Source organism: Streptomyces sp. PL-25 (assembly GCF_058344915.1).
In genome coordinates this window covers 1,594,983-1,619,557 of sequence record NZ_CP136997.1, presented here as the reverse complement: position 1 = coordinate 1,619,557, position 24,575 = coordinate 1,594,983, and the positions used below count along the sequence as shown (strand labels likewise).

General features: G+C 72.3%; 25 protein-coding genes and 1 pseudogene. 13 read left to right on the top strand and 13 right to left on the bottom strand.

What is annotated here, in order from left to right; translation table 11 throughout:
* Positions 1–46 precede the first annotated feature (46 nt).
* The 3 genes and pseudogenes from R4Z62_RS07205 to R4Z62_RS07195 form a co-directional block, all read right to left on the bottom strand.
* Positions 47–205, bottom strand: coding sequence for a hypothetical protein (locus R4Z62_RS07205; protein ID WP_491519363.1), 159 nt, complete (start codon positions 203–205; stop codon positions 47–49).
* A gap of 162 nt (positions 206–367) precedes the next feature.
* Complete coding sequence (locus tag R4Z62_RS07200) at positions 368–2,677, bottom strand: hypothetical protein (protein WP_491519362.1); 2,310 nt, start codon at positions 2,675–2,677, stop codon at positions 368–370.
* Positions 2,678–2,789: 112 nt separating this feature from the next.
* Positions 2,790–3,553, bottom strand: a pseudogene (locus R4Z62_RS07195) (transposase).
* Positions 3,554–3,588: 35 nt separating this feature from the next.
* Between R4Z62_RS07195 and R4Z62_RS07190 the strand changes: the two are divergent.
* The 4 genes from R4Z62_RS07190 to dapD all read left to right on the top strand — a co-directional run bounded on the left by R4Z62_RS07190 (position 3,589) and on the right by dapD (position 6,047).
* Entirely contained in the window at positions 3,589–4,065 is a 477-nt protein-coding gene (locus R4Z62_RS07190) for a hypothetical protein (RefSeq protein ID WP_093763578.1), read from the top strand.
* A 76-nt stretch (positions 4,066–4,141) separates the two neighbouring features.
* Positions 4,142–4,462, top strand: coding sequence for a DMT family transporter (locus tag R4Z62_RS07185; protein ID WP_064532273.1), 321 nt, complete (start codon positions 4,142–4,144; stop codon positions 4,460–4,462).
* Positions 4,462–5,016, top strand: coding sequence for a TetR/AcrR family transcriptional regulator (locus R4Z62_RS07180; RefSeq protein WP_064532271.1), 555 nt, complete (start codon positions 4,462–4,464; stop codon positions 5,014–5,016). The genes R4Z62_RS07185 and R4Z62_RS07180 overlap by 1 nt, the downstream gene beginning before the upstream one ends.
* Before the next feature lie 44 nt (positions 5,017–5,060).
* Positions 5,061–6,047: a 2,3,4,5-tetrahydropyridine-2,6-dicarboxylate N-succinyltransferase gene (gene dapD, locus R4Z62_RS07175; RefSeq protein WP_064532269.1), complete on the top strand. Its 987-nt coding sequence runs from the start codon at positions 5,061–5,063 to the stop codon at positions 6,045–6,047.
* Between the two features lie 132 nt (positions 6,048–6,179).
* Here the strand turns inward: dapD and dapA are convergent, their stop codons facing one another.
* Positions 6,180–7,097 carry a 4-hydroxy-tetrahydrodipicolinate synthase gene (dapA, locus tag R4Z62_RS07170; protein WP_491519361.1) on the bottom strand — a complete coding sequence of 306 codons (918 nt, stop codon included), beginning with the start codon at positions 7,095–7,097 and terminating at the stop codon, positions 6,180–6,182.
* A gap of 155 nt (positions 7,098–7,252) precedes the next feature.
* Between dapA and R4Z62_RS07165 the strand changes: the two genes are divergently transcribed.
* The 5 genes from R4Z62_RS07165 (at position 7,253) to R4Z62_RS07145 (ending at position 9,973) form a co-directional block, all read left to right on the top strand.
* Entirely contained in the window at positions 7,253–7,429 is a 177-nt protein-coding gene (locus tag R4Z62_RS07165; RefSeq protein ID WP_491519360.1) for a hypothetical protein, read from the top strand.
* Positions 7,426–8,151 (top strand): hypothetical protein, encoded by a 726-nt coding sequence (locus tag R4Z62_RS07160; RefSeq protein WP_018567639.1) that lies wholly within the window; start codon positions 7,426–7,428, stop codon positions 8,149–8,151. The genes R4Z62_RS07165 and R4Z62_RS07160 overlap by 4 nt, the downstream gene beginning before the upstream one ends.
* A 51-nt stretch (positions 8,152–8,202) precedes the next feature.
* Positions 8,203–8,640, top strand: a complete 438-nt coding sequence (locus R4Z62_RS07155) for a phage holin family protein (RefSeq protein ID WP_064532261.1) — start codon at positions 8,203–8,205, stop codon at positions 8,638–8,640.
* Positions 8,637–9,050: a DUF3618 domain-containing protein gene (locus R4Z62_RS07150; protein ID WP_355480768.1), complete on the top strand. Its 414-nt coding sequence runs from the start codon at positions 8,637–8,639 to the stop codon at positions 9,048–9,050. The genes R4Z62_RS07155 and R4Z62_RS07150 overlap by 4 nt, the downstream gene beginning before the upstream one ends.
* Before the next feature lie 191 nt (positions 9,051–9,241).
* Positions 9,242–9,973, top strand: coding sequence for an antibiotic biosynthesis monooxygenase (locus R4Z62_RS07145; RefSeq protein ID WP_491519359.1), 732 nt, complete (start codon positions 9,242–9,244; stop codon positions 9,971–9,973).
* A gap of 47 nt (positions 9,974–10,020) precedes the next feature.
* On the opposite strand, the gene R4Z62_RS07140 is transcribed toward R4Z62_RS07145, so the two are convergent.
* The gene (locus R4Z62_RS07140) at positions 10,021–11,853 is read right to left on the bottom strand and encodes a DUF8508 domain-containing protein (protein ID WP_491519358.1); all 1,833 of its coding nucleotides are present in this window, start codon (positions 11,851–11,853) and stop codon (positions 10,021–10,023) included.
* 305 nt (positions 11,854–12,158) lie between these two features.
* On the opposite strand from R4Z62_RS07140, the gene R4Z62_RS07135 reads away from it, so the two are divergent.
* Positions 12,159–13,613, top strand: coding sequence for a hypothetical protein (locus R4Z62_RS07135; protein WP_355480764.1), 1,455 nt, complete (start codon positions 12,159–12,161; stop codon positions 13,611–13,613).
* Positions 13,614–13,740: 127 nt separating this feature from the next.
* Positions 13,741–14,307 (top strand): TetR/AcrR family transcriptional regulator, encoded by a 567-nt coding sequence (locus tag R4Z62_RS07130; RefSeq protein ID WP_064532252.1) that lies wholly within the window; start codon positions 13,741–13,743, stop codon positions 14,305–14,307.
* Positions 14,308–14,417: 110 nt separating this feature from the next.
* Here R4Z62_RS07130 and R4Z62_RS07125 read toward each other — a convergent pair whose 3' ends face one another.
* The 8 genes from R4Z62_RS07125 to R4Z62_RS07090 all read right to left on the bottom strand — a co-directional run bounded on the left by R4Z62_RS07125 (position 14,418) and on the right by R4Z62_RS07090 (position 22,163).
* Positions 14,418–15,605: a TerD family protein gene (locus tag R4Z62_RS07125; RefSeq protein ID WP_385498812.1), complete on the bottom strand. Its 1,188-nt coding sequence runs from the start codon at positions 15,603–15,605 to the stop codon at positions 14,418–14,420.
* A 96-nt stretch (positions 15,606–15,701) separates the two neighbouring features.
* On the bottom strand, positions 15,702–15,923 hold the full coding sequence (locus R4Z62_RS07120; RefSeq protein WP_064532247.1) for a hypothetical protein: 222 nt from the start codon (positions 15,921–15,923) through the stop codon (positions 15,702–15,704).
* Between the two features lie 124 nt (positions 15,924–16,047).
* The gene (locus R4Z62_RS07115) at positions 16,048–17,037 is read right to left on the bottom strand and encodes a zinc-dependent alcohol dehydrogenase family protein (RefSeq protein ID WP_064532245.1); all 990 of its coding nucleotides are present in this window, start codon (positions 17,035–17,037) and stop codon (positions 16,048–16,050) included.
* A complete protein-coding gene (locus R4Z62_RS07110; RefSeq protein ID WP_018567649.1) occupies positions 17,034–17,858 on the bottom strand; it encodes a carbohydrate ABC transporter permease in 825 nt (274 codons plus the stop codon). Before R4Z62_RS07110 ends, R4Z62_RS07115 begins: the two co-directional genes overlap by 4 nt.
* Positions 17,855–18,793, bottom strand: a complete 939-nt coding sequence (locus R4Z62_RS07105) for a carbohydrate ABC transporter permease (RefSeq protein ID WP_064532243.1) — start codon at positions 18,791–18,793, stop codon at positions 17,855–17,857. The genes R4Z62_RS07110 and R4Z62_RS07105 overlap by 4 nt, the downstream gene beginning before the upstream one ends.
* The gene (locus R4Z62_RS07100) at positions 18,790–20,163 is read right to left on the bottom strand and encodes an ABC transporter substrate-binding protein (RefSeq protein WP_064532241.1); all 1,374 of its coding nucleotides are present in this window, start codon (positions 20,161–20,163) and stop codon (positions 18,790–18,792) included. Before R4Z62_RS07100 ends, R4Z62_RS07105 begins: the two co-directional genes overlap by 4 nt.
* Positions 20,164–20,293: 130 nt before the next feature.
* On the bottom strand, positions 20,294–21,064 hold the full coding sequence (locus R4Z62_RS07095; protein WP_018567652.1) for a DeoR/GlpR family DNA-binding transcription regulator: 771 nt from the start codon (positions 21,062–21,064) through the stop codon (positions 20,294–20,296).
* Between the two features lie 289 nt (positions 21,065–21,353).
* A complete protein-coding gene (locus R4Z62_RS07090; RefSeq protein ID WP_064532238.1) occupies positions 21,354–22,163 on the bottom strand; it encodes an NAD-dependent epimerase/dehydratase family protein in 810 nt (269 codons plus the stop codon).
* 273 nt (positions 22,164–22,436) lie between these two features.
* Between R4Z62_RS07090 and R4Z62_RS07085 the strand changes: the two genes are divergently transcribed.
* Complete coding sequence (locus R4Z62_RS07085) at positions 22,437–23,378, top strand: 5-dehydro-4-deoxyglucarate dehydratase (protein WP_355481551.1); 942 nt, start codon at positions 22,437–22,439, stop codon at positions 23,376–23,378.
* On the top strand, positions 23,375–24,538 hold the full coding sequence (locus tag R4Z62_RS07080; protein WP_491519357.1) for a hypothetical protein: 1,164 nt from the start codon (positions 23,375–23,377) through the stop codon (positions 24,536–24,538). Before R4Z62_RS07085 ends, R4Z62_RS07080 begins: the two co-directional genes overlap by 4 nt.
* The last annotated feature ends 37 nt before the right edge of the window (positions 24,539–24,575 follow it).

The window sequence follows — 24,575 nt, the reverse complement described above, 5'->3', positions numbered from 1 at the left end:
TAGCCTGCGAAAGGGACCACGGCGGTATGCCGTGGCCCCTTTCGGTTCATCGGCGACGCATCACGGCGTCGGCCAGGATCCGGAAGGCTTCGACGCGCTGGCTGTCCCTCAAGCCGCGCAGGGTGGCTAGGTGGGAGACGAGCAGAATGATGTCGGTGGCGAGCGGGATCACTGCCAGCAGCAGGAACTCGTGGATGAAGGGCATGGGCGCAGCCTTTCCGTGCTGAGAGGTCGGGGTTCCGCGATCGCTTGCAGCTACGGAACCGGACCGGTCGCCGTCCCGGCCAGCACGCCAGCTGCTGACCTGGGTGTTTTCCCAGTTCAGAGAGGGTGTTCGGGCTTTCCCGGCGGGAAACGGGAACGGCGCTCAGCGTCGGAATCCGCGATCGTCGGCTCGAGCGTCGTCCTTGTAGAAGGGCTTGAACCAGTCCTCGGCTTCGAGATTCGCGATCCCCATGCGCTGGTTGAGGTGGTGGTCGGAGTCCTCGATTCCTTGGGCCCAGGGCTCGTAGAGGAACAACACATCGATGTCCTCAAGCAGTACGTCGAGACACAGATGCCAGTCCCAGTCGGCGTGATGCGGCGGTATCCCCTCGACGGTCTCGGTGACCATGTGCGGGTCCTCCACGACGCTGCTCGACGCGTGATCGACGGCTATGTGAAGCGCCATCTCCTCTCCGGTGCAGGTGGGACGAGGCCATCGCCCGGCTCTGATGTCCGCGGCCAGATCGTCGAAGCAACGAGCCATCTGACGGCGCCATCGGCTGTTCTGGCGCCAGGTGCCCACGGGGAGTTGGCTGAAGAGGAACGCGTAGTCGTCACCGAGGTCGACGGCGCGATCACCGATCTCATCGAGGACGTCATAGGCCATGTCGGCCAGCATGGAGAGCGTGTCCCCGAGGAGGCAGAGCGTACGAGCGGACGGTCCCCAGTCCGCTTCTTCTTCCCAGTCGTCCCAGTCCTCGTTGTCCGGTAGGGGCCTGGGATCCGGGGGCGCAGCGAGCTCATCCGGTACGGCACGGTTATCGACGCCCGGATAGGTGTAGTAGGACTGACACACTTCGTCACCTGCTTCTGCCGCCCGCGTATACCAGTCATGCGCGGTCTCGCGGTCCCGCGTTCGGAAGTGAAGATTGCCCATGAGACGGAGCGAGAGGACATCGTCGGCATCAATGGCGCGCTGCAGCCATCGGATCGCTTCTGCTCGGTCCGATCGTTCATACAGCAGGCCCAGTGTGCGGAAGGTGTCCACGTCATCCGCGTCCGCGAGCGGCTGGAGCGCACGTAGGCTGATGTCCATGCGGTCGTTGGCGTGAGCGGCCAGGGCGACACTGAAACGCTGGTGTTTCTCGGTGCCGCGTTCGAGAGCGATCTCCCAGATACAGTTCGGGAGCAGATCGGGTGAAGGCCCTCGGTCCCGCAGATGGGCATCGAGCAGGTAGTCGAACGGCCGTAGACCTTCACCCTCGGGAATCAACAGCCGCGTCACCGCATCCCGGGGACTGGTGGCCCAGGAGAGAGCTGCGTCGAGCGGCTCTGGCCCGATCAGTTGCTTGTTGCGTCCGGGCAGGTACCGCTCGTGCAGAGCTTGGAGCAACTCGACGGGATGCGGATCCCCCAGTCCGGCCAGCGTCAGATCGATCGCCGCCCATACCAGCGCGGCGCCCCTGGGATTGCCGTTGACGACGGAAGCGCTGCGCAGTTCTTGCCACAGTTGGGGGCCAGTGGCGAGTGTCTCCGCCACGCCGAAATTCTCGGCCTGCTCCAGGGCCAGACGCAGACGTTTGTCCGGCCGCGCCCGTAGCTGCTCACGGGCGCGCTCGATCTCAGGCGTGGACCATAGCCGTCGGACCTCGAACTCTTCAGCGAGCCGAACCAGTTCGTGGGAGGGCAGGCTTACGCGGATCCGGGACCGCATGGTGGCCAGCACGACCGTCCGGGCCCGGCGCAGCGCGCGCAGGTCGTTGAGCGTCAGGCTGTGCGGCCCCAGGTACTGCTCAAGGTCGTTGAGCCAGAGAACGTTTGGAGTTCCCGAGCGGCCGGCCCGGACACACTCGGTGACAGCATCCGGCAGGTCGTTGATGTGCGATGGAACGACGAGTAGATGGTCAGGCAGCACGGACGTCATCGCTTCATAGGCGCAGCGGGTCTTGCCGGACGTGGAATCACCGATGAGAAGGACGACGCCGCCGTCGGTGCCGATGCGGGAGAGCGCTTTGCGCACATCTGGGTCGACGTCCCTCGGAACATAGGCAGGGACCGCGTCGCCGTCGTCGAGTGTGCGTGCTCGGTGCACCTTCAGTTCGAGAGGGTTCGCGTCGCGCACAGGGAACACCGCTACTCGCGGGTCCGCAGCTGTGGGAGGCGTGTTTCGGGCCCGCCGGTACAGGCTTTCCAAACGGCGGCGGTCGAGCCGTCCCGGAGGCAATGACGCGGCTTTTTCCAGTGCTGTCACAAAGGCATCCAGGGCCGCTGGGGAAGACGGCAGCCGCTGTCCGTTGCGCCACGCACTGATCGACGATGTGGTCAATGCAGGCTGTTTCCGTCCCTGCGACGCCTTAGCGATCTTCTGCAGAGTGGGCTTGGCACCGCCCACTCGTGTGGCTTCGGATATCGCCTCCTGAATCGCGCGGGCGAATTCGGTCCGGACGTCTGAGTCCTCTGCTGGTCGGTGCATTCCGCCATGGTGCCGGACGCTACTGACAGTGCTGATGCGGTGCTGTGGCTAAGGGCTGTCCCGTAAATGATCTTTGAGTCGCCGGGCCGGGCCGGTGGCGGGGTCCGCTTGTCTATCCGGCGAGGGCGAGGTTGTGTATGCGGGCGACGCCGAGCATGGCGTGGTGGACTCCGTCGCCTTTGAGGCGGCAGTCGCGGAGAATCTTCCAGGTCTTCATGCGGGCGAAGACGTGCTCGACGCGGGCACCTGCCTGTGAGACGTGTTGTGTTCTTGTTTCCCGTCGGGCAGGTCTTTGCCCTTGCGCCGGCGGTGGGGCATGACGAGCCGGGTGCCGGGGTAACCGCCGTCGGCGATCGTGAGGGTCTTGCCGACGGCGGCCTTGGCGCCGGATTCCTCCCACGCCTTGCAGTCGTTGAGGTCTCCGGGCAGCGGCCGGCCCACCACGACGACCAGGCGGGTGTCGGCGCCGACGACAACCTGGTGATTGGTGGAGTACCCGTAGTTCTTGGACTGCTCGGCCACGGAGTGGTCGCGGGCGGGGACCAGGGTGCCGTCCACGATGAGCACGGTGCCGTTGGTGAACCGCTTGCGGGGCTGGAGAGCAAGCATCGGCCCGAGGTGGTCGATGATCCGGTCCGCCCCCGACTTGGACACCCCGAACAACGGAGCGAGCTGGCGCATGGTCGGGTTCGTGCGCCAGTACGCGGCGACCAGCAGGGCCCGGTCCTCCAACGGCAGGCCCCACGGCCGTCCCGTGCGGACCGCGTCTGCACCCTCGCGCCGCAGAACTGTCACCGGCTTTCCGAACTGCCGCGGGCTCAGCCCGGTGAACGGGGCTGTCCAGGACGGCTCGGACGCCCTGATCACACCAGCCACAGCGAGATCGTCTCGAAGATCGACGGCATGGCACGATGACCGGCATGTCAGGTCAGGTCTGGGTGTCACTCATATCGCTGGGCGGCGTTGTCCTCGGCGGCTCGCTGTCCTACCTCGTCCAGCACAGAACTCAACTCTCGGCGGAACGCGCTGAACAGCAACGACAGCAGCTCGCCTTGTCGGAGGCCCGGCGTGGGGAACGGCTGGCGTTGCTGGAGCGGTTCGTCGAGGTGGGGGCCGAGGCCGAACGTTCCGCCTTCAGTCGGCCTTCCGAGTGGGAGGACACGGACGCCTGGTTCCTCACGACCCGGGACGTCATGAACAGACTGTGGGTTGCGGAGCGGCTCATCCGCATCCAGTTCCCTCTGCCGGTGCACGACGCGGCCCGCGCGTACTTCCTCGACCTCAACCGGACGGTATGGGAAGGCCTGCCCGACGGTGAAAGCGTGCGGGACTACCTGGAGGACAACCGGCTGGCGTTTCTGGACGCGGCTCGCGCGGTCATGGGGTAGCGCACCGCCGTCCCCCGGAGACCTTTTACGGGACAGCCCTTAGAAGCTGCACAAAACGATGTGTACGCTCGTACACATGGGATACCTGTTCCTTGCCGGAGCCATAGCCGCCGAGGTCGCCGGCACCACCGCCATGAAGTACAGCGAGGGGTTCAGCAGGCTGGGGCCCTCGGTGCTGACCGCGCTCGGCTATCTGATCTCCTTCGGGCTGCTCGCCCAGACGCTCAAGACGCTGAACGTCGGTACGGCGTACGCCATCTGGTCCGGCATCGGGACCGCGGCCATCGCCGCCATCGGCGTCGTCTTCCTGGGCGAGGGCATGACGCTCACCAAGGCCGCCGGGGTCGCGCTGATCATCGTCGGTGTGGTGGTGCTCAATCTGGGCGGCGCGCACTGATGGCCCGGCGGCACGATCCGGGCCGGCGGCAGCGGATCATCGACGCGGCGATCCGGGTCGTGGGCGCGAAGGGCATCGCGGGGCTCAGTCACCGTACGGTCGCCGCCGAGGCCGATGTGCCGCTCGGCTCGACCACGTACCACTTCGCCACCCTCGACGATCTGCTGGTGGCCGCGCTGCGCCAGGCCAACGAGAGCTTCGCGGAGGCCGTCGCCGCGCGCGGCGCCCTGAGCGGTCCGCACCCCGACGTGGCCCGGGAACTCGCCGCCGCGATGGGGGAGTGGCTGGCCGGGGACCGCACCGGGGTCGAGCTGGAGTACGAGCTGTATCTGGCCGCGCTGCGCCGCCCGGCCCTGCGCCCGGTCGCCGCCGAATGGGCCGACGGCCTCGCCGCCCTGCTGGCCCGGCACACCGACCCGGTCACCGCCCGCGCCCTGGTGGCCGTGGTGGACGGCATCTGCCTCCAGGTACTGCTGACCGGCGGTTCCTACGACGAGGAGTACGCCCGCGGGACGCTCTCCCGGCTGATCCCACCGAAGCCGCCCGGCACGTGAGACACGGTTCGCTCCCGCGCCCCGCCCCACGTTAGGTTTTCCCCATGACCGAGACTGCTCCCCGCACCACCGGCGCCGTGGCCGCCGGACTCGCCACGATCGCCGCCGACGGCACCGTCCTCGACACCTGGTTCCCCGCTCCCGAACTGACGGCGGAGCCCGGCCCGGCCGGTACCGAGCGGCTGACCGCCGAGCGCGCCGCCGAACTGCTCGGCGGCGGCGCGACCGCGGCGACCGGGCCGGACGCCCGCCGGGGCGTCGAGGTGGTCGCGGTCCGCACGGTCATCGCCTCGCTCGACGACAAGCCGCTCGACGCGCACGACGCCTATCTGCGGCTGCACCTGCTCTCCCACCGCCTGGTCAAGCCGCACGGCGTGAGCCTGGACGGCATCTTCGGCCACCTCGCCAACGTCGCCTGGACCTCGCTCGGCCCGGTCGCCGTGGACGACGTCGAGAAGGTGCGCCTCAACGTGCGCGCCGAGGGCCTGCACCTCCAGGTGACCTCGATCGACAAGTTCCCGCGCATGACGGACTACGTGGCCCCCAAGGGCGTCCGGATCGCCGACGCCGACCGGGTCCGCCTCGGCGCGCACCTGGCCGAGGGCACCACCGTGATGCACGAGGGCTTCGTGAACTTCAACGCGGGCACCCTGGGCACCTCCATGGTCGAGGGCCGCATCTCCGCCGGTGTCGTGGTCGGCGACGGCTCGGACATCGGTGGCGGCGCCTCCACCATGGGCACGCTCTCCGGCGGCGGCAACGTGATCATCTCCATCGGCGAGCGCTGCCTGATCGGCGCCGAGGCGGGCGTGGGCATCGCGCTCGGCGACGAGTGCGTCGTGGAGGCCGGCCTCTATGTCACCGCGGGCACCCGGATCAGCATGCCCGACGGACAGATCGTCAAGGCCCGCGAGCTCTCCGGCGCCTCGAACATCCTCTTCCGCCGCAACTCGGTCACCGGCGCCGTCGAGGCCCGCCCGAACAACGCGGTCTGGGGCGGTCTCAACGACGTGCTGCACAGCCACAACTGACCGCCCGGCAGCCCCGGCGGCCACGGCGAGGCACCCTTCCCGTCCGGGGAGCGATGCCTCGCCGTGTTGCGTGGCGGTCAGGGGGTGAGCGGGCCGTCGACGTCGAGGGACAACAGGGGGCCGCTCACCGGGTCAGCGTGCGGGGGCGGTCAGGTCCTCGTGTGCTGTCAGCAGGGCGGCCGTGGTTTCCTCGGAGGCGGGCAGCAGCGGGGCGCGGACCGGGCCCGCGGGCAGGCCGAGCGCGCTGAGCAGGGCCTTCGCGGTGACCGCGCCGGGCAGCCCGGAGGACGTCGTCAGCTCGATGAGGTGCGTGGCCCGCTGCTGGGCGCGGGCCGCCCCCGCGGTGTCGCCCGCGTCGAACGCGTCCAGGACGGCGCGTAGCCGCCCGGGGACCGCGTTGGCGACCGTGCTGATGTATCCGGCGCCGCCGACCGCGTACAGGGCGAGGTTGTGCTCGTCGCAGCCCGCGTAGACGGCGAGATCGGTGCGGGCCAGCAGCTTCTGGACGCCGAGGAGGTCGTAGGAGCAGTCCTTGACCGCCGTGATCCGCGGGTGCTCCGCCAGGCGCAGCAGGGTGTCCGTCTCGATGCGGGTGCCGGTGCGGGCGGGGATGTCGTACAGCACGACGGGCAGCCCGCAGGTGTCCGCGACCGTGCGGAAGTGGGCCTCGACGGCGTCCTGCGGCGGCCTGCTGTAGTACGGCGCCACCACGAGCACCGCGTCGGCGCCCGCCTTCTCCGCGGCCAGGGCCAGCTCGGCGGTGTGCCGGGTGTCGGCGGTGCCCACGCCCGCGACGAGCCGGGCGCGGTCCCCGACCGCGTCCCGGACGGCCCGGACCAGCTCGGACTTCTCGGTGTCGGTGGTGGTCGGCGACTCACCGGTGGTGCCGTTCAGCACGAGGCCGTCGCAGCCCTCGCGCACCAGGTGGTCGGCCAGGCGCGCGGCGCCGTCCAGGTCGAGCGCTCCCGACGGGGTGAAGGGCGTGATCATCGCGCACAGGGCGCGGCCCAGCGGGGGTGTGGGGGCGGATGCGGGCTGCGTGGTCGTCATGGGGGTAGTCTCGGCAGTCCAAACGTACAGCACCACTTAATTCTTCTACGTCATATTGGTAAGCAGTTCTTCAATCGTGGGCGGTCTGTCCAAAGTCGCCCGTCATGGGTCACCATGGGCATGAGGTCACCGACCGGCAGCTCATGGGAGGCGTCATGAAGCTCGGAAAGGCACTGGCCACCGGATTCGCCGAGGAGCGGCGGCAGCCGCGGCCGGAGGAGGCGGAGACCCTCGTACGGCCCGGACGGCCCGTACCGCTCCTGGAGGAGCGGCAGGACGCCGTCTCCGCCGAAGAGACCCCCGTCGCCGAAGAGGTCCCGGCCGCCCGATGAGGCTGCGGCTGCCGACGGAGCACCCGGCGGAGCCGCCGACCGGATACAAGATCGCCCACCCGGTGCTGTGGCGGGACGGCACCCGGGCCGGGTTCACCGGAGTGTCGCTCGGCGGCGCGCTGCCGTACGGCGTCGTCGCGGACGCCGGCTGCGTCTACGGCCGGCGGCACCGGCCGCCCGCGCGCCGGTGCGACTGCGGCTTCCACTGCGTACGCGAACGCGCCGCCGCCGAGGCCCTGTTGTGCATCACGGAGCACCGGGCCGCCGTCCTTCTGGAGGTCTCGGTCCTCGGCGCCTACATCCGTTTCGAACGCGGCTACCGCTCGGCCCGCCAGCGGGTGCGCACGATGACGGTCGGGCCCTGCGCGTGCGGCGCGCCCGCCCTCGCGCTGGCCGACGCGGGCTGGGGCCGGCCCGGCCGCAGCGCCCTGGCCGCCACCTGCGCGGGCTGTGTGCGCGGGCGTACGCCCGTGACGTTCGCCGCCTTCGCGCGGCTCGCCGGGGACGGGCTGCGCGTCGTGGCCGCCCCCGGCGCGGAGGTCCTTCCGGGTCCGGCGGGCGCGGAGTCCGCTCCGGCAGCGGGCGGGCCGGGCAGCCAGGCTGTGCCGGGGATGCCCGAACTCGTCGCGGAGGCGGCCCTGTTGCAGGCCCGGCTCGACTGGTTCCAGACCCGGCTGGCGCTGCTGGGCGAGCGCGGACCCGGCGGCGCGGGCCAGGGGTAGCGCGGGCGTCGCGGGGTACCCGGGCCTCCGACCGAGAGGAGGCGGTCCACCGTGACCGGGACCATCGATGCCAGACCAGTGCACGCGGAGCACGCTCCGGCGGGCGACCGCTCGGTGGGCGAGCTGGTGCACGACGCCACCGAACAGCTTTCCCTGCTCGCCCGGCAGGAAGTGGCCCTCGCCAAAGAGGAACTGACCGCGAAGGGCCGGCGCATGGGACGCGGCGGCGGCCTCCTCGGGGCCGCGGGCGCCCTCGCCTACGTCGGCCTGTTCGCACTCGCCGGTACGGGCGTCGCCGCGCTCAGCCTGGTGCTGCCCGTGTGGGCCGCGGCACTCATCGTGACCGGTGTGCTGTTCGCGCTGGCGGGCCTGCTGGCCCTCACCGGCCGCGCCCAGCTGCGCCGCGCCGGACCGCCCACGCCGCAGCGGGCACTGGGCAGCGTCAAGGCGGACGTCGAGGAGATCAAGGAAAGGGCACACCACCGATGACCGACAGCAGGCACGGGACGGACAAGGCCGCGACGGCGCCCGGCGCCAAGGGGCCCGACGAGCTGCGCGAGCAGATCGAGCGGACCAGGAACCGGCTCGGCGACACCGTCGAGGAACTGGCGGCCAAGGCCGATGTGAAGGGCCGCGCCAAGGCCCGCGCGGCCGACCTGCGCGACCGGGCCGGAGCGATGACGGTGCAGCTGCGCAGCGGCGCCGCCCACGTCGGGCACCGCGCCCAGGACCGGGCGGCGCTCACGGCCCGCAACGCGCCCGACGCCCTCGGGCAGCCACTGGACGGCGCCGTGCGGACCGTCCGCCGCAACGCCCGCCCCCTGCTGTTCGCGGGCGCGGCCGGAGCGGCGGTCCTGGCGGCGGGGCTGCTGCTCAACCGGCGCCGCGCGCACTGCTGAACCGCAGGCCCGGCGCGTACGGCCGACGTGGGACGACCGCGCCCCCGGAACACCCGCCCGGGGTCTCCGGGGGCGCGCAGTCATGAGCGCGGGCGCCCCCGCGCCGGGCTCACGGGCAGGGCTTGACCTCAATCTTGGTTGAGGTCGGAGAGTGATCGTGTCGTTCAGACAGCCGATCACCGGAGGCCCCGATGAGTTCCGTACCGCGTACGGCCCTGCGCACCGACGACCACCCCGATCTCACCGATCCGCGCGTGGGCTCGCCGCTCTTCAGCACCTGGCGGGTGGGGACGCCCGAACGGCAGCGGGCGACGGTCGAGGCGATCGCCGGGACCTGGCAGCGCCGCCCCTGGCCCGCGGACGGGCTGATCTCCTACCACGTCTACAAGGGCGAGGACGGCACCACGCTGCTGCACCACTCGCAGTGGGCGAGCGAGCAGGAGTTCGAGGCGTTCGTACGGACCCGGCGGCAGGAGCGGGTCGACGAGATCGATGTCGCCGTGCCGGGGATCGAGCGGGTCGGGCTCGGCCGGTTCCGGCACCACCGGAGCGCCGCCCGCGGCGGCCCCGCGGGGCGGGACCGCCGGGTGCCCGGCTGCCTCGTGGTCGTCGACGTCGAGTTCGACGGGCCCGACCCGGAGCGGCAGCGGGCCTGGGTCGACGCGGTCTTCGAGGCCCTGGAGGGCGACCCCGCGCCGCACCCCGGCGGGATCGCCGCCCACTTCCATCTGAGCACCGACGGCCGGCGGGTGCTGAACTACGCCGAGTGGGAGAGCGCGGAAGCCCACCGGGCGGCGCTCGCCGCCCCGGGCGACGGCGTCGGGTCGGCGACCGCGCGGTGGAAGCGCGTGCAGACCTGGCCCGGCGTCCGGAGCAGCACGGTGAGCCGGTACGAGCACGCGCTCGGTCTCGTACCCGCCTGACGGCTGACGGGCGGACACGGGACCGGGGCCGCGCGCCCTGGCATGGCCTACGGGCGGAAGCGCAGCACCTGCGGGTCGTGGTCGCTGATCTGGTCGTGGAACTCCGAGTTGATGTGCACGCTGTCGTACGCGAAGCGGCCGTGCCGGATCGAGGGGCTGACCAGGATCTGGTCGAGGACCTGCGCGTTGCCCTGGTAGTCGTAGGTGTACCGCTCGCTCCTGGGCAGCGACTTGATCGCCGACCACAGCTCGCCGCGGCCCTCCAGGATCCGCGCGGTGCCGGAGAACTCGAAGTCGTTGATGTCGCCGAGGGCGATCACGTCCGCGTCGCGCTGGACCTTCAGGATGTCCTTGACGAAGGAGTTCACCTCGGTCGCCTGGAGGTGGCGCTGCGTCTCCGAACTGCGCACCGGCGGCTGGTACTTGGCCGTCAGCCCCTGGTCGCCGCCCTTGGAGGCGAAGTGGTTGGCGATCACGAGGACCGTACGGCCGTGGAAGACGAACTCGCCGGCCAGCGGCTTGCGGCTGGACTTCCACGCCTCGCTCGCCGGGTCGATCCGGCCCGGCGAGGAGGTCAGGGCGGCCCGGCCGTGCACCCGGGTGACGCCCACGGCGGTGGTGGAGCCGCCGCCGGGGCGGTCGGTGAAGGAGACCCGGGCCGGGTTGAACAGGAACGCCTGGCGGATGTTGCCGCCCGGCTCGCCGCCGTCCTGGTCGTTGACCGGGTCGATGGAGCGCCACTCGTAGCGCGGGCCGCCCGCCGCGACGATGGCGTCGATCAGCTTGGCCATCGTCACGCCCGCGGTGACGGTGCCGTCGTCGGTGGCGCCGTTGTCGTCCTGGATCTCCTCCAGGGACACGATGTCGGGCGAGCGGAGGTTGTTCACGATCGCGGCGGCGTGCGCCGCGAAGGTGGTGTCGGACGGGTCCAGGTTCTCCACGTTGTAGGTGGCCACGGCCAGCTCGTCGCGGGACTGCTTGCGGGTGCTCTCGCGGCGCAGGCCGCCGCTCTCCAGGGCGCCGATGCGGTTCGCCACCAGGGTGTAGCCGCCGTACTGGGTGTAGTCCAGCGGGCCGGCGGTGGTGCCGCGCAGGGTGTCGCCGACGTCCGCCACCGGGAAGTCGGCGGTGGCGCCGAGCGACTGGATCTGGAGCCGGCCGGTGTTCTGCGAGGTGTAGGAGCCGTACACCGTGCCGCCGCGCCTGTTGGCGTTCTCGTGCGGCTTCACCGTGACCCACAGCTCGGTGTACGGGTCGCTGGCGGTGACCACGCGGACGTCCTTGACCTGGACGTTCATGCCCTCCAGGGCCTCGTAGTAGTCCAGGGCGTAGCGCTTCGGGCGCAGCGGCAGGGCGTCGATCGAGCCGTTGGCCGCGCTGTCGCCGGCCGGGGTGTAGGCGGCCGGGACCGACTTCGCGTCGACGACGACCGGGGCCGGAACGGCGTTGCCGGAGGAGACCACGGTGACGGCCGGCTTGGTGATCTCGGTGATCGACTGGTTGCCCGAGGAGGTGCCGCCGGGCACGTACTCGGAGACGGTGCCGGTGACCGTGACGGAGTCGCCGACGGCGGCCTTCGGGGCGGAGCCGGTGAAGACGAAGACGCCCTCACTGGTGGCCGGGTCCGCGTCGGGGTGGGGGTCCTGCATCCAGAACCCCTTCGAGGCGCCGTAGGTGCGCACCCCGGTGACGATTCCGGCCACGTCGGAGACCTTCTGGCCGGCGTACGGGGAGATCCGGGTGGTGCCCTGGATGTCATGGATGCGCACGGAGTCCGCGTGCGCGGGCGCGGGGAGCACGATCATCTGGGTGACCGCCGCCGCGGAGCACACGGCGGCGACGGTCAGCGCGGCGAGACGGGCGGAAGACTTGCTCGGCAACGGAATCCCTCCGGGGACGTACAGAAGCGCCGGGACGAGGGTGGAGCGGGGAACAGGATGCCGCGACCGGGACGGCCGTGGCACGCAGCGCACTCGGTGGACAGTTGTCCCCCGAATGTCTACGCGCGTCAATCTCCTGTGGAGCCAGGGGCGTTGTCAAGGTTTCGGCCATGTACGAAGGGCGTCGGGGAGATGAACCGGGCGGCATGGGTGGAAATCCGTCTAGGCTGAGCGGTCGAGTCGTCAGGCTTCACCGGCCCGGGGTGCGCAACCCCCGGTCCATCAGGTCCTAGGAGAACGAGCCGATGTCAGACACGTCCCCGCTGCCGCCGGTGCGGCTGGCTTCCGAACCGGAGCTGGCCCGGGACGCCCTCGCCGCTCCGCTGCTGTCCCGGGCCGCCCGGCTGGCCCGCTGGGCCTCTCCCGCCACCCGGGTCGACGCGGGCGGCGCGCTGCTGCCCGAGCAACTGCCCGCCGCCGCCGGGGAGCTGGGGTTGAGCGGCGACGACGCGGCGGCCTCGGTGAGCGAGGCGTGGCGGATGGCCGTGGACACCGGACTCGTCGAGATCACCGACGAGGAGCAGGGCACCGTCGCGGCGGGCGCGGAGCTGCGGCGGCTCACCGGCGGCTCGCCGCACGACGTGCTCACGCTCTGGCTGACCGCGCTGGACGCCGTCCTGGCCGACGCCAGCGTGCCCGACCTGGACGGCCTGATCGACGCCATGGACGAGGGCGGCGCCGTCGACCTCTCCGCCCTCGACTGGGACCCGCAGGCCGAGGCGGAGTTCCTGGACGGGGTGCTGGCCAACCTCTATCTGCTGACCGTCGGCGAGAGCGGGCCGGGCGCCGGGCCGGTGCCGCTGCCCGCGCTCGCCGCCTCCATGATCGTGCCCAGCGACATGGGCGAGCCCACCGACGACATACTGGAGCAGGTCTCCGACGCCATGATGCGGCTGGACGACCAGTTCCGGCTGCTGGAGCCGATCGGGCTCGTCGACCACCGGCCGGTGGACGAAGCCCTGCTGGAGGACGCCGAGTCCGGCACGGACGGCGGCAGGCCCGCCGCCTCGGCGCCGGGGTCCGACGACGAGCTGGACGTCGCCCGCTACGGCATGGTGCGGCTCACCCCGCTCGGCCTGTACGGCGTCCGGGCGCGGCTGCTGGAGGCCGGGCACGACGCCCCGGCCGTCGGTGACCTCGCGGACAAGGGTGCCGACGCGCTGCTGGACGGCACCGCCGCCTTCCCGCCCCCGGCCGCGCACGCCGAGACCGAGCAGTGGCTCGCCCGCCGCGAACCGCTGGCCGCCGCCCGTGAACTGCTCGCCGCGGCCCGCGGCGCCGACGCCGGGGGCCCGCTGCGCCGACTGCGCTGCCAGCAGGCCCTGTCCCTGGTCGGCGCGGTGGCCGAACCGGCGCTGCGCGAGGTGCTCGACGACGCCGAACTGGGCGGTCTGGCCCGGGTCTGGCTGACCGAGCGGGGCCTGCCCGACGTGCCGCCGCCCTCCCAGGACATGGTCTTCTGGCTCACCATCGACACGGTGGCGGCGCAACTGGCCGCCGAGGGCGACTCGGAGGAACTGCTCGCACTGGTGCAGGGGCTCGCCGAGCAGCACAGCGGGTTCTTCGCCGCGGCCTGGCGGGTGGACCATCCGCACACCGCCGACGTCCTGGAGGCCATGGGCCGGCTGCACCCGGACAAGAAGACCGCCAAGGAGGCCCGCAAAGCGGCCTTCAAGGCGCGCTCCGCGCACGGGGGCTGAGCGCCGACGGGCCGTGGCGGCGGGGCGGGGTCTCGGCGGGGGTCTCCGGGGGAGGGCGGCCGGGGAGGTCCCCGCTCCGGCTCCGGTACATTCTGCAGACGGCCTCCGGTCCCCGAGGAGTATGCGGATGGCGCAGGTCAGACCCATGCGGGCGGACGCCCGGCGGAACTACGAACGGCTGCTGGAGGTGGCCCTCCGGGCCTTCACCGAGCACGGTGAGAACGCCTCGCTCGATGACATCGCCAAGCGGGCCGGGGTCGGCTCCGGGACGCTGTACCGGCACTTCCCGAACCGGCAGGCGCTGCTGGAGGCGGCCTTCGTCGACCGGGTCGAGGCGATCGCCGCGCGCGCGGACGAGCTGGCGGAGCGGCTGGCGCCGGGCGAGGCGCTGTCGCGGTGGCTGTACGAGCTGTGCGCCTGGACGATCGAGGCGCGCGGGCTGAAGGCGCTGCTGGGCTCGGCGGTCACGGACGGCAGCGCGACGGCGGTCACCGTCTGCGGTACGTCGCTCATGGGCGCCGCGGCCCGTCTGGTGGAGGCCGCCCGGCGTGCGGGCACCCTGCGGGCGGACCTGGAACCGGTCGAACTGCTGCGGCTGGCGCACGGCGTGGCGACGGCCGCCGAGCTGGCGGACGGGCAGGGCGCGCACCTGCGCCGCTATCTGACGCTGCTGCTGGAGGGCCTGCGGGCGTGAGGGCCGGTGGCCTCGGGGGAGCCGCGCGCGGGCGCGGCCGGTGGCCGGTCCCGGGCACCCGGACGTCCCGGCACCGCCCGGTGCCGGGACGCCCCTGACGGAGGGTGCCGCTACAGCGCCTGGGCCGCCGGCTTCACCATGTTCCGTACCGTGCGGGCCTTGACGAAGTCGCCCATGGCGGTCATGTCCCACTCGCCGGAGAACTGCCGGACCAGCTTGGCCATCATCACGCCCGTCTGGGCCTCGGCGTTGGTGAGGTCGAAGCGGACCAGTTCCTCGCCGGTGGCGGCGTCCAGCAGGCGGCAGTACGCCTTGGCGACCTCGGTGAACTTCTGGCCGGAGAAGGAGTTGACCGTGAAGACCAGGCCGGTGACCTCCTGGGGGAGCCGTCCGAGGTCCACCACGATCACCTCGTCGTCGCCCGCGCCCTCGCCGGTGAGGTTGTCGCCGGAGTGCTTCACCGCGCCGCCCAGGATGGACAGCTTGCCGAAGTAGCAGCTGTCGATGTGGTTGCGCTGCGGGCCGTAGGCGATGACGGACGCGTCCAGGTCGATGTCCGCGCCCCGGAAGGCGGGCTCCCAGCCGAGGCCCATCTTCACCTGGGACAGCAGCGGGCGCCCGCCCTTGACCAGGGACACCGTCTGGTTCTTCTGAAGGCTGACGCGGCCCTTGTCCAGATTGACCTTCCCGGCGCCGGGGGCGGGCGGGGCCGGCGGCGCGGGCGGGGCGGGCGGCGGGGCCACCGGCTGCGGCGGGGCCGCGGCCGGTACGGGCGGTGCGACGGGCGCCGCCGGGGCGGGCGCCGGTTCCTCGACGCTGACGCCGAAGTCGGTCGCGATGCCCGCGAGCCCGTCGGCGTACCCCTGGCCGACGGCCCGCGCCTTCCACTGGCCGGCGCGCAGATAGATCTCCATGACGACCAGGGCCGTCTCGGTGCCCAGCCGGGGCGGGGTGAAGGTGGCCAGCGCAGCGCCGCTGTCCGCGTCGCGCAGGGTGGCCGTGGGCTCGATGCCCTGGAAACTCTGCCCGGCGGCGTCCGGGCTGGCGGTGACCACGATCTTCTCGATGCCCGGCGGCACGGCGGAGGTGTCGACGGTGATCGCGTCCGGCGCGCTGCCGCCGCCCGAGCGGTGGGTGACGCCCGGACCGGAGGGCTGGTTGTAGAAGATGAAGTCGTCGTCCGAGCGCACCTTGCCGTCGGCGGTGAGCAGCAGGCCCGAAACGTCCAGCCGCACCGGAGCGGTCACGTCCACCGTGACGCGGGCGGTGGGCAGGGGGATGTTCGAGCCGGGGGTCATAGCTGTCATGCCGGATAGAACGAGCGAGGGCGCTTTACCGTTCCCTTACCCTCCATTCGGGTGCATCCGCGTCGGCCCGGTCGTCGTCTGCGCAGGTCAGCGGCGGTTGCGAGGGTGCTCGCGTGCGGTGCGCTCGGTGCCGCGCCGGTAGTTGCCGGTCCAGCGGGCCATGACGAGCTGGGGATCGCCCGCGGCGACCTCGGCGAGGAAGCGGGCGGCGCGCGGACCCCTGAGGGTGGCCGCGGCGCGGTCGTGGTGGGTGATGCGGACGGTGCCGTCGCCGTCGGCGGCACAGGCGAAGCCGTGGGGTCGGGGCATGCGGGGGATCGTACGGCGGCGGGGCGGACGGTCCCAGCGGATTTCCGCCCGCCCCGCCCCCCGCGTGCCCCGTACGATCCCCCGGGCTCACGACCCCCCGGGCTCACGATCCCCCGGACTCAGGTCAGGGCACGACCACGATCTTGCGGCCGACGCCCGCAGCGAACTGCTCCAGCGCCTGCGGGTAGCTGTCCAGCGGCAGGCGGTCGCTGATGAAGACGTCCGGGTCCAGGACGCCCCCCGCGAACAGTTCCGCCGCGCGCTCGTAGCTGTGCAGGACCGCCATGGAGCCCGTGATGGTGATCTCCTGGTTGTAGATGCGGTACGGGTCGATCTGTACGCGGGTGGCGTAGTCGGCCACGCCGAACTGGAGGAACGTGCCCGCCTTGGCGACCCGGTCGAGGCCGTCCTGGATGGCCGCCGCGTTGCCGGTGGCGTCGATGACCAGGTCCCAGCCCTCGGGGCGGTCCAGCTCGTCCGCGTTCGCGGCGGACGCCGAGACGCCGAGGCCGCGCGCCGTCTCCAGGCGGGCCGGGTTCAGGTCCACCATGTCGACGCTCGCCGCGCCGGTGCGCTTGGCCAGCTCCAGCATCATCAGGCCCATCGTCCCGGAGCCGTAGATCAGCACATGGGCGCCCAGCCGGGACTGGAGGACGTCGTAGCCGCGCACCGCGCAGGACAGCGGCTCGATCAGCGCGGCGTCCTCGGTGCGCACATGGTCGGGCAGCTTCACGCAGTTCGCGACCGGCGCCAGGGCGTAGCGGGCGGCGCCGCCCGCGGTGGTGACGCCGATGGCGGCCCAGCGCTCGCACAGGTTGTTGTGCCCGGTACGGCACCGGCGGCACTCGTAGCAGTACAGCGACGGGTCCACCGCCACCCGGTCGCCCTCGGCGACCTCGGTGACACCGGTGCCCACGGCGACCACCCGGCCGGCGAACTCGTGGCCCGGCACGATCGGCAGCTTGGGCGCGAACTCGCCCTGGAGGATGTGCAGATCGGTGCCGCACAGCCCGCACGCGGCGACCTCCACGACGACCTCGCGCGGCCCTGGCGTCGGGTCGGGGACCTCGGTGACGACGGCGCGGCCCACGGACTCGATGACGGCGGCCTTCATTTCACGGCTCCCAACGACAGGCCCTGGACCAGTTTGTCCTGGGCGGCGAACCCCGCGGCGAGCACCGGCAGGGAGATGACGAGCGACGCGGCGCACACCTTCGCGAGGAACAGGCCCTGGCTGGTGATGAAGCCGGTCAGGAAGACGGGGGCGGTCTCGGCGACCACGCCGGTCAGGACCCGGGCGAAGAGCAGCTCGTTCCAGCTGAAGATGAAGCAGATCAGCGCGGTGGCCGCGATCCCGGGGACGGCGATGGGGGCCACCACCCGTGCCAGGATCGTGGGCAGCCGGGCCCCGTCGACCCGGGCCGCCTCGATGACGGCGACCGGCACCTCGGCGAGGAAGGACTGCATCATCCACACCGCGATCGGCAGGTTCATCGAGGTGTAGAGGATGACCAGCAGCCAGATGTTGTCCAGCATCCCGGTGTTCTTGGCGAACAGGTAGATCGGCAGCAGACCCGCCACCGCCGGGAGCATCTTGGTGGACAGGAAGAAGAACAGCACGTCCGTCCACTTGCGCACCGGCCGGATCGACAGCGCGTACGCCGCCGGCAGGGACAGGACGAGGACGAGCAGCGTCGAGGCCACCGAGGCGACCGCCGAGTTGGCCAGCGCGGGCCAGGGGCTGGCCCCGCCGCCGCTGCCGAAGAACTCGCGGTAGCCGTCCAGGGTCAGGGAGGCGGCGAAGGACGGCGGGTTGGTCGCCGCGTCCGACTCGGAGTGGAAGGACGTCAGCGCCATCCAGGCGATGGGCAGGAAGAACACGATCCCGGCGAGCCAGGCCACGAGGCCGAGACCGTTGCGCTTGAGGGCGTTCATGCGCGGGACACCTCCTCGCGGAACAGGGACGAGACCACGCGCAGGGCGAAGGTCGCGATGAGGATCGAGCCGATGACGACCAGGACACCGGCGGCGGAGGCCAGTCCGTTCTCGTGGGCCTGGTAGAAGCTCTGGTAGACGGTGTAGGGCAGGTTGGCGGTGCCCAGGCCCCCGGAGGTGAGGGTGAACACCGCGTCGAAGTTCTGCACGATGTAGATCGAGCCGAGCAGCGCGCCGAGTTCGAGGTAGCGGCGCAGATGCGGCAGGGTCAGATGGACGAAGATCTGCCAGTCGCCGGCCCCGTCGACCCGGGCGGCCTCGATCTGCTGCTGGTCGCGGCTCTGGAGTCCGGCCAGCAGGATCAGCATCATGAACGGCGTCCACTGCCACACCAGCGAGGCCTCGACCGCGAGCAGCGGGGTGTTCGAGATCCAGTCCGGCTGCGGGCCGCCCACATAGTGCAGCAGGCCGTTGAGCAGGCCGTACTCCGGGTTGTAGAGGACGTGCTTCCACAGCAGGGCGGCGGCTACCGGCACCACGAGGAACGGCGCGATCAGCAGGGTGCGCACGGCGCCCCGGCCGGGGAAGCGGCGGTCCAGGAGCAGGGCGAGGGCGAGGCCGAGGACCAGGCTGGCCAGCACCACCGCCACGGTCAGCAGCACGGTCGTCCACACCGAGTGGCGCAGGTCCGCGTCGGTGAGCACCTGCTGGTAGTTGTCGAGCCCGGTGAAGCGGCGGGCCTTGGGATAGAGGGCGTTCCAGTCGAAGAAGGAGATCACCAGCGTGGCCACGAACGGCAGCTGGGTCACGGCGATCATGAAGACGAGGGCGGGCAGCAGCGGGGCGCGGGTGGCCCAGGCGCGCAGCCGGGGTGAGGTCCGGCGGCCCGTGAGCGGCTGGGTGGCGGCCACGGGGGCCGTGGTCGTGGCGGTCATCGTCCCTCGTACTCCTTGGAGATCTTCTCGGCGAGCCGCTGGGCCTTCGCGAGGGCGGACTCGACCGACTGGCGTCCGGCGACGGCCGCGCTGATCTCCTGGGAGACCTTGGTGCCGAGGTCGGTGAACTCGGGGATGTCGACGAACTGGATGCCGGGGGCGGGCCGGGGCTGGACGCCCGGGTCGTTGGGGCGGGCGTTCGCGATCGCGTCCTTGGTCCGCTCCTGGAAGGCGGCGGCCTCCGCCCGGTAGGCGGGGATCCCGTACGTGGAGGCGCGCTTGCCCGCCGGGACGTTCGACCAGCCGCTCGTCTCGCCGACCAGCCGCTCGTACCCCTTGCCGGAGGCCCAGGAGACGAACTTCCACGCCTTGTCCGGGTTGCGGGACGCCTTCTGGATGCCCCAGGCCCAGGTGTAGAGCCAGCCGGAGGACGCGGTCTTCTCCACCGGCGCGGGGGCGTAGCCGACCTTGCCCTTGACGGGGGAGCCCTTGGCCTCCAGCAGGCCGGCCGCGCTGGTGGCGTCGTACCACATGGCGACCTTGCCCTGGGTCATGTTGTTCAGGCATTCGGCGAAGCCGGACTGGGCGGCGCCGGACTCGCCGTGCTGCCGTACCAGGTCGACATAGAACTTCGTCGCCCTGGTGAACTCGGGGGAGTCCAGGTGCGCCTTCCAGTCCTTGTCGAACCAGGTGCCGCCGAAGGTGTTGACGACCGTGGTGAGCGGCGCCATCAGCTCGCCCCAGCCGGGCAGTCCGCGCAGGCAGACGCCCTTCATGCCGGGCCGGGCGCCGTCCGCCTTCGCGGCCAGGTCGGCGACCTGCTGCCAGGTGGGGTGGGCGGGCATGGTCAGGCCCTTGGCCGCGAAGACGTCCTTGCGGTACATGAGGAAGGACGACTCGCCGTAGAAGGGCTCGCCGTAGAGCTTGCCGTCGTCGGCGGTGAGGGACTGGCGCATCGGGGCCAGCACGTCCTGCTGGTCGAAGCCCGGGTCCCGGGCGACGTAGGAGTCCACCGGGTGCAGCCAGCCGTTGCGGGCGTAGATCGGGATCTCGTAGTTGGACAGGGTGGCCACGTCGTACTGGCCGGCCTGGTTGGCGAAGTCCTGGCTGATCTTGTCGCGGACGTCGTTCTCCGGCAGCACGGTGAAGTTCACCTTGATGCCGGTCTCCTTGGTGAAGTGCGCGGCGGTGAGCTTCTGCAACTCCGTCATCTGCGGATTGTTGACCATCAGCACGTTGATGGAGTCGCCGCCCGAACCGGCCCCGCCCGCCCCGACCCAGCAGCCGGAGAGCAGCGGGGCGAGCAGCGTCCCTGCGGCGGCCAGGGCGAGTGTCGCTCGCGGTGGCCGCCGTCGGCTCTGGGTTCGCATGGATCGCTCCTGAACATTGGGGATGGAGAGGGGGCATGGGAGTGGGGGATAAAAGGAGATAGCCGGACATAAGGGGTGGCGCGGGGTGTGCCGGTCCGCGCGGCGGGGGCCGCCGTACGGGCGGGGTGGATCAGACCCGGATGACCTGCGGGCCCAGCAGGGCGTAGCGGTGGGCCTCGGCGGCCGGGAGCAGGGTGCTGGTCACGATCGCCTCCAGCGCGCCGACCTCGGCGAACCGGCAGAAGCTGACCGCGCCGAACTTGGTGTGCACCCCGGCGAGCACGGTGCGCCGCGCGGCCCGCATCGCCTGCGACTTGACCTCGCTGACCGCCGGGTCGGGCGTGGTCAGGCCGTGTTCGCGCGAGATGCCGTTGGCGCCGATGTAGGCGAGGTCGACGACGAATCCGGCGAGCATCTTCGTCGTCCAGTGGTCGACGGTGGCCAGCGTGCCCGCGCGCACCCGGCCGCCGAGCAGCAGCACCGAGACGTTCGCCGCCCCGGCGAGGGCCCCGGCGACCGGCAGGGAGGCGGTCACCACGGTCAGCGGCCGGTCCACGGGCAGGGCCTCGGCGATCAGCTGCGGGGTGAAGCCCTCGTCGACGAAGACCGTCTCGGCGTCCCCGAGCAGCTCGGCCGCCGCCGCGGCGATCCGGCGCTTCTCGGGCACATGGGTGGTGGCGCGGACGGCGAGGGTCGTCTCGAAGCCGGCGCTCTCCACCGGATAGGCCCCGCCGTGGGTGCGGCGGACCAGCCCGTGGTCCTCCAGGGCGCGCAGGTCGCGGCGGATGGTCTCCTTGGCGACGCCGAGCGTGCCGGCCAGCGCGGTGACGTCGACCTGGCCGTCGGCACGGGCGGCCCGCACGATCTCCCGCTGCCGTTCCTCCGCCGTCCGCGCGCCCATGGCCGGTACCTGCCCTCCTGGCGTGTTGCCCGTTCGGGCCCGGTGCGGCCCTCGGGGCACAGTTGTACAGCCGGTGTGCGGTGCTGACCAGGTCTGTTGCCGGTCCGATGATGCCCGGGTGCGCCCGTTTGCCGGGCTGTGTGTCCGTCGCGGACCTGGGCGGCTGTCCGGCGCCCGGTGGGAACGGGCACGGCGGATGCCCGCATGGCGCGGCGGGCGGGCCCGTTCGGTGCCCGCCCGCCGTGTGCGGGGGCGGTTCCGCGCCGTGCGGCGGACGGCCGCGGCGCCGTCAGTACGGCCAGATCGGCGGGTCGGTGACGAAGTGGCCGCCGAGGCGGGCGTGGGCGGGCTCGTCCGGGTCGAGCCCGCCCTGCTCGGCGACGAGCTTCGCGGCGTACGGCTCCGAGTCGTCCCGGGGCGCGTAGCCGAGCGCCCGCGCGCCCGACAGGTCCCACCACAGGCGGGTGTTGGCGGAGGAGCCGTAGACGACGGTGTGGCCCACGTGCTCGGCGGTGAGGGCGGCGTGGAAGAGGCGGGCGCCGTCGGCGGGGCTCAGCCAGATCGAGAGCATGCGCACACTGGTCGGCTCGGGGAAGCAGGAGCCGATGCGCACCGAGACGGTCTCCAGGCCGTGCCGGTCCCAGTAGAGCTGGGCGAGGTCCTCGCCGAACGACTTGGACAGGCCGTAGAAGGTGTCGGGGCGGCGCGGCGTGTCGACCGGGATCAGCGGATCGCCCTCGCGCGGCACGGGCGTGTGGCCGACCGCGTGGTTGGAGGAGGCGAAGACGATCCGCCCGACGCCCTCCTCGCGCGCGGCCTCGTAGAGGTGGTACGTCCCCTCGATGTTGGCCCTGAGGATCTTCTCGAACGGGGCTTCCAGGGAGATGCCCGCCAGGTGGATGATCGCGTCGACGCCCCGGACCGCCTCGCGCAGGGCCGCCCGGTCGGCGAGGTCGGCGGTGACGGCGTCCGGGGCGCCCTCGACCGGCCGCATGTCGAACAGACGCAGCGTGTAGCCGTACCGCGGCAGCAGGTCCCGCATCAGGGTGCCGAGCCCGCCGGCGGCGCCGGTGAGCAGAACGGTGCGGGGAGCGGGCATCCGTGGACTCCTTGCGTCGAGCGTGCGCGACAGCCAGCCGTATGCATGGACTTGATTCACATGCGTGATCACGCTAGGGAGCGCGGGCGGGCGGCGTCAAGGGTGCCGTGCCGGGGCAGGATCCCTGGTCGCTCGCGGGTGGGGACGCTTGACCGGCCCCAGGGAGGCCACTTAGCGTGGACGCGTTCATGCATATGGACGCCAGTCAGAAACATGAGTGACGGTCTGCCTGTTCTCTTGTCCGTCCCTGCCCGCCTGCCCCAGGGAGAGCCCGTGACGTCAGCCCCCCTCGCCGAGCGCCTCAGCATCCCCAGCGGGCCGCTGTTCTTCCCCGTCACCGCCTACGGCCCCGACGGCGCCCCCGACCTCGACGTCTACCGCGCCCATGTGCGCCGCGGCGTCGAGGCCGGGGCCGCCGCCGTCTTCGCCTGCTGCGGCACCGGCGAGTTCCACGCGCTCACGCCCGAGGAGTTCGGGACCTGCGTCCGCGCGGCCGTCGAGGCGGCCGGCGGGCGCGTCCCGGTCGTGGCGGGCACCGGCTACGGCACCGCGCTCGCCGTGCGGTACGCCCGGCTCGCCGAGGCCGCGGGCGCGGACGGACTGCTCGCCATGCCGCCGTACCTCGTCGTCGCCGGGCAGGAGGGACTGCTGCGGCACTACCGCGAGGTGGCCGCGGCGACCGCCCTGCCCGTCATCGTCTACCAGCGTGACAACGCCGTCCTCACCCCGCGGACCGCCGTCGCGCTCGCCCGCACGGACGGCGTCATCGGCCTCAAGGACGGCCTCGGCGACCTCGACCTCATGCAGCGCGTCGTCAGCGCCCTCCGCACCGAGGGCCTGGACGACTTCCTCTGCTTCAACGGGCTGCCCACCGCCGAACAGACCCAGCTCGCCTACCGGGGCATCGGCGTCACCCTCTACTCCTCCGCCGTCTTCTGCTTCGTCCCCGAGATCGCCCTAGCCTTCCACCGGGCGCTGCGCGAGGGCGACGACACCACCGCGCACCGCCTGCTGGACGGCTTCTACCGCCCCTTCGTCGAACTGCGCGCCCAGGGCGCCGGATACGCCGTCTCCCTGGTCAAGGCCGGGGTGCGGCTGCGCGGACTGGACGTGGGCGGCGTACGGCCGCCGCTGCACGAACCGGCCCCCGAGCACATCGAGCGGCTGGCCCGGCTCGTCGAACGCGGCCACGCGCTGACCGAGGGGGCCGAGTGAGGGCGTCGGCGTTCCTCTACCCCTGGGACGTCAACGGCGACCCGGCGGCCCCGGAGCGCACCGCCGCCCTCGGCGTGCGGGGGGCGACCCTCGCCGCCGCCTACCACTCCACCCGCGCGCTGACCCCCCGCCATCCGCGCCACCGTGTGGTCACCGCCGAGTACGCGGCCGTCCTCTACCCGCCCGGCGGCCACTGGCGGGGACGGAGCCCGCGCCCCCACCCGGCCGGTGACTGGGCGCCCGGGGACGCGTTCGGCGAGGCCGCCGGGGCGCTGGCCGCCGCGGGCCTGGAGGTGCACACCTGGGTGGTGCTCGCGCACAACTCCCGGCTGGGCGCCGAACACCCGGAGACCTCCGTCGTCAACGCCTACGGCGACCGCTACCCGTGGGCGCCCTGCGTCGCCCAGCCCGCCACGCGCGCGTACCTGGTGGACCTGGCCGCCGAGGCCGCCGTGCGGCCCGGCGCGCGCGGCACCGAACTGGAGTCCCTCGGCTGGTACGGGTTCGCCCATCTGCACGCCCACGACAAGACCGCCGGAGTCGCGCTCAGCGACGCCGGGCAGTACCTGATGTCCCTGTGCTTCTGCCCCGCGTGCCGCACCGGCTACGGCACGCGGGGCCTGGACGCCGACGCGCTGGCGCACGCCGTGCGCGGCGCGCTGGAGCCGGTGTGGCGGGGGGCGCCCTCCGGGGGCGGCTGGCCCGCGGTGGAGCGGCTGCTCGGCGCCCCGGAGGCGGGCGGCACGCGCGCGTGGCGCGAGACGACCGCGCGCACCCTCCAGGAGGAGGCCGTCGCCGCGGTCCGCGCGGCCGCCCCCGAGGGCTTCCAGGTGCTGCTGCACGCCGACCCGGTGTCCCACCACTGCGGCGCCGACGCCGGTACCGACCCCGCGCACGTGCTGTCCGTCGCGGACGGTGTGGTCGTGCCCTGCGCCCAGGGACCGGACCTGCTCGCGCCCTTCGCGCGGCACGCCGGCGCGGGCACCGTCCTGGCCGCCAACCTCCCCGTCGTCTCCGGCCTGGGCGGCCGTCCCGCCGCGTTGGCCCGGGACGCCGCACGCGCCCGCAGCCTCGGCGCCACCGAGCTGCGCCTCTACCACGCGGGACTGGCCTCGGACGCCGACCTGGAGGCGGTCGCGGCCGGGCTCGCCGCGCTGTGAAAGAGGCGGCGCCGCCCCGCCGGGCACCGATGAGTTC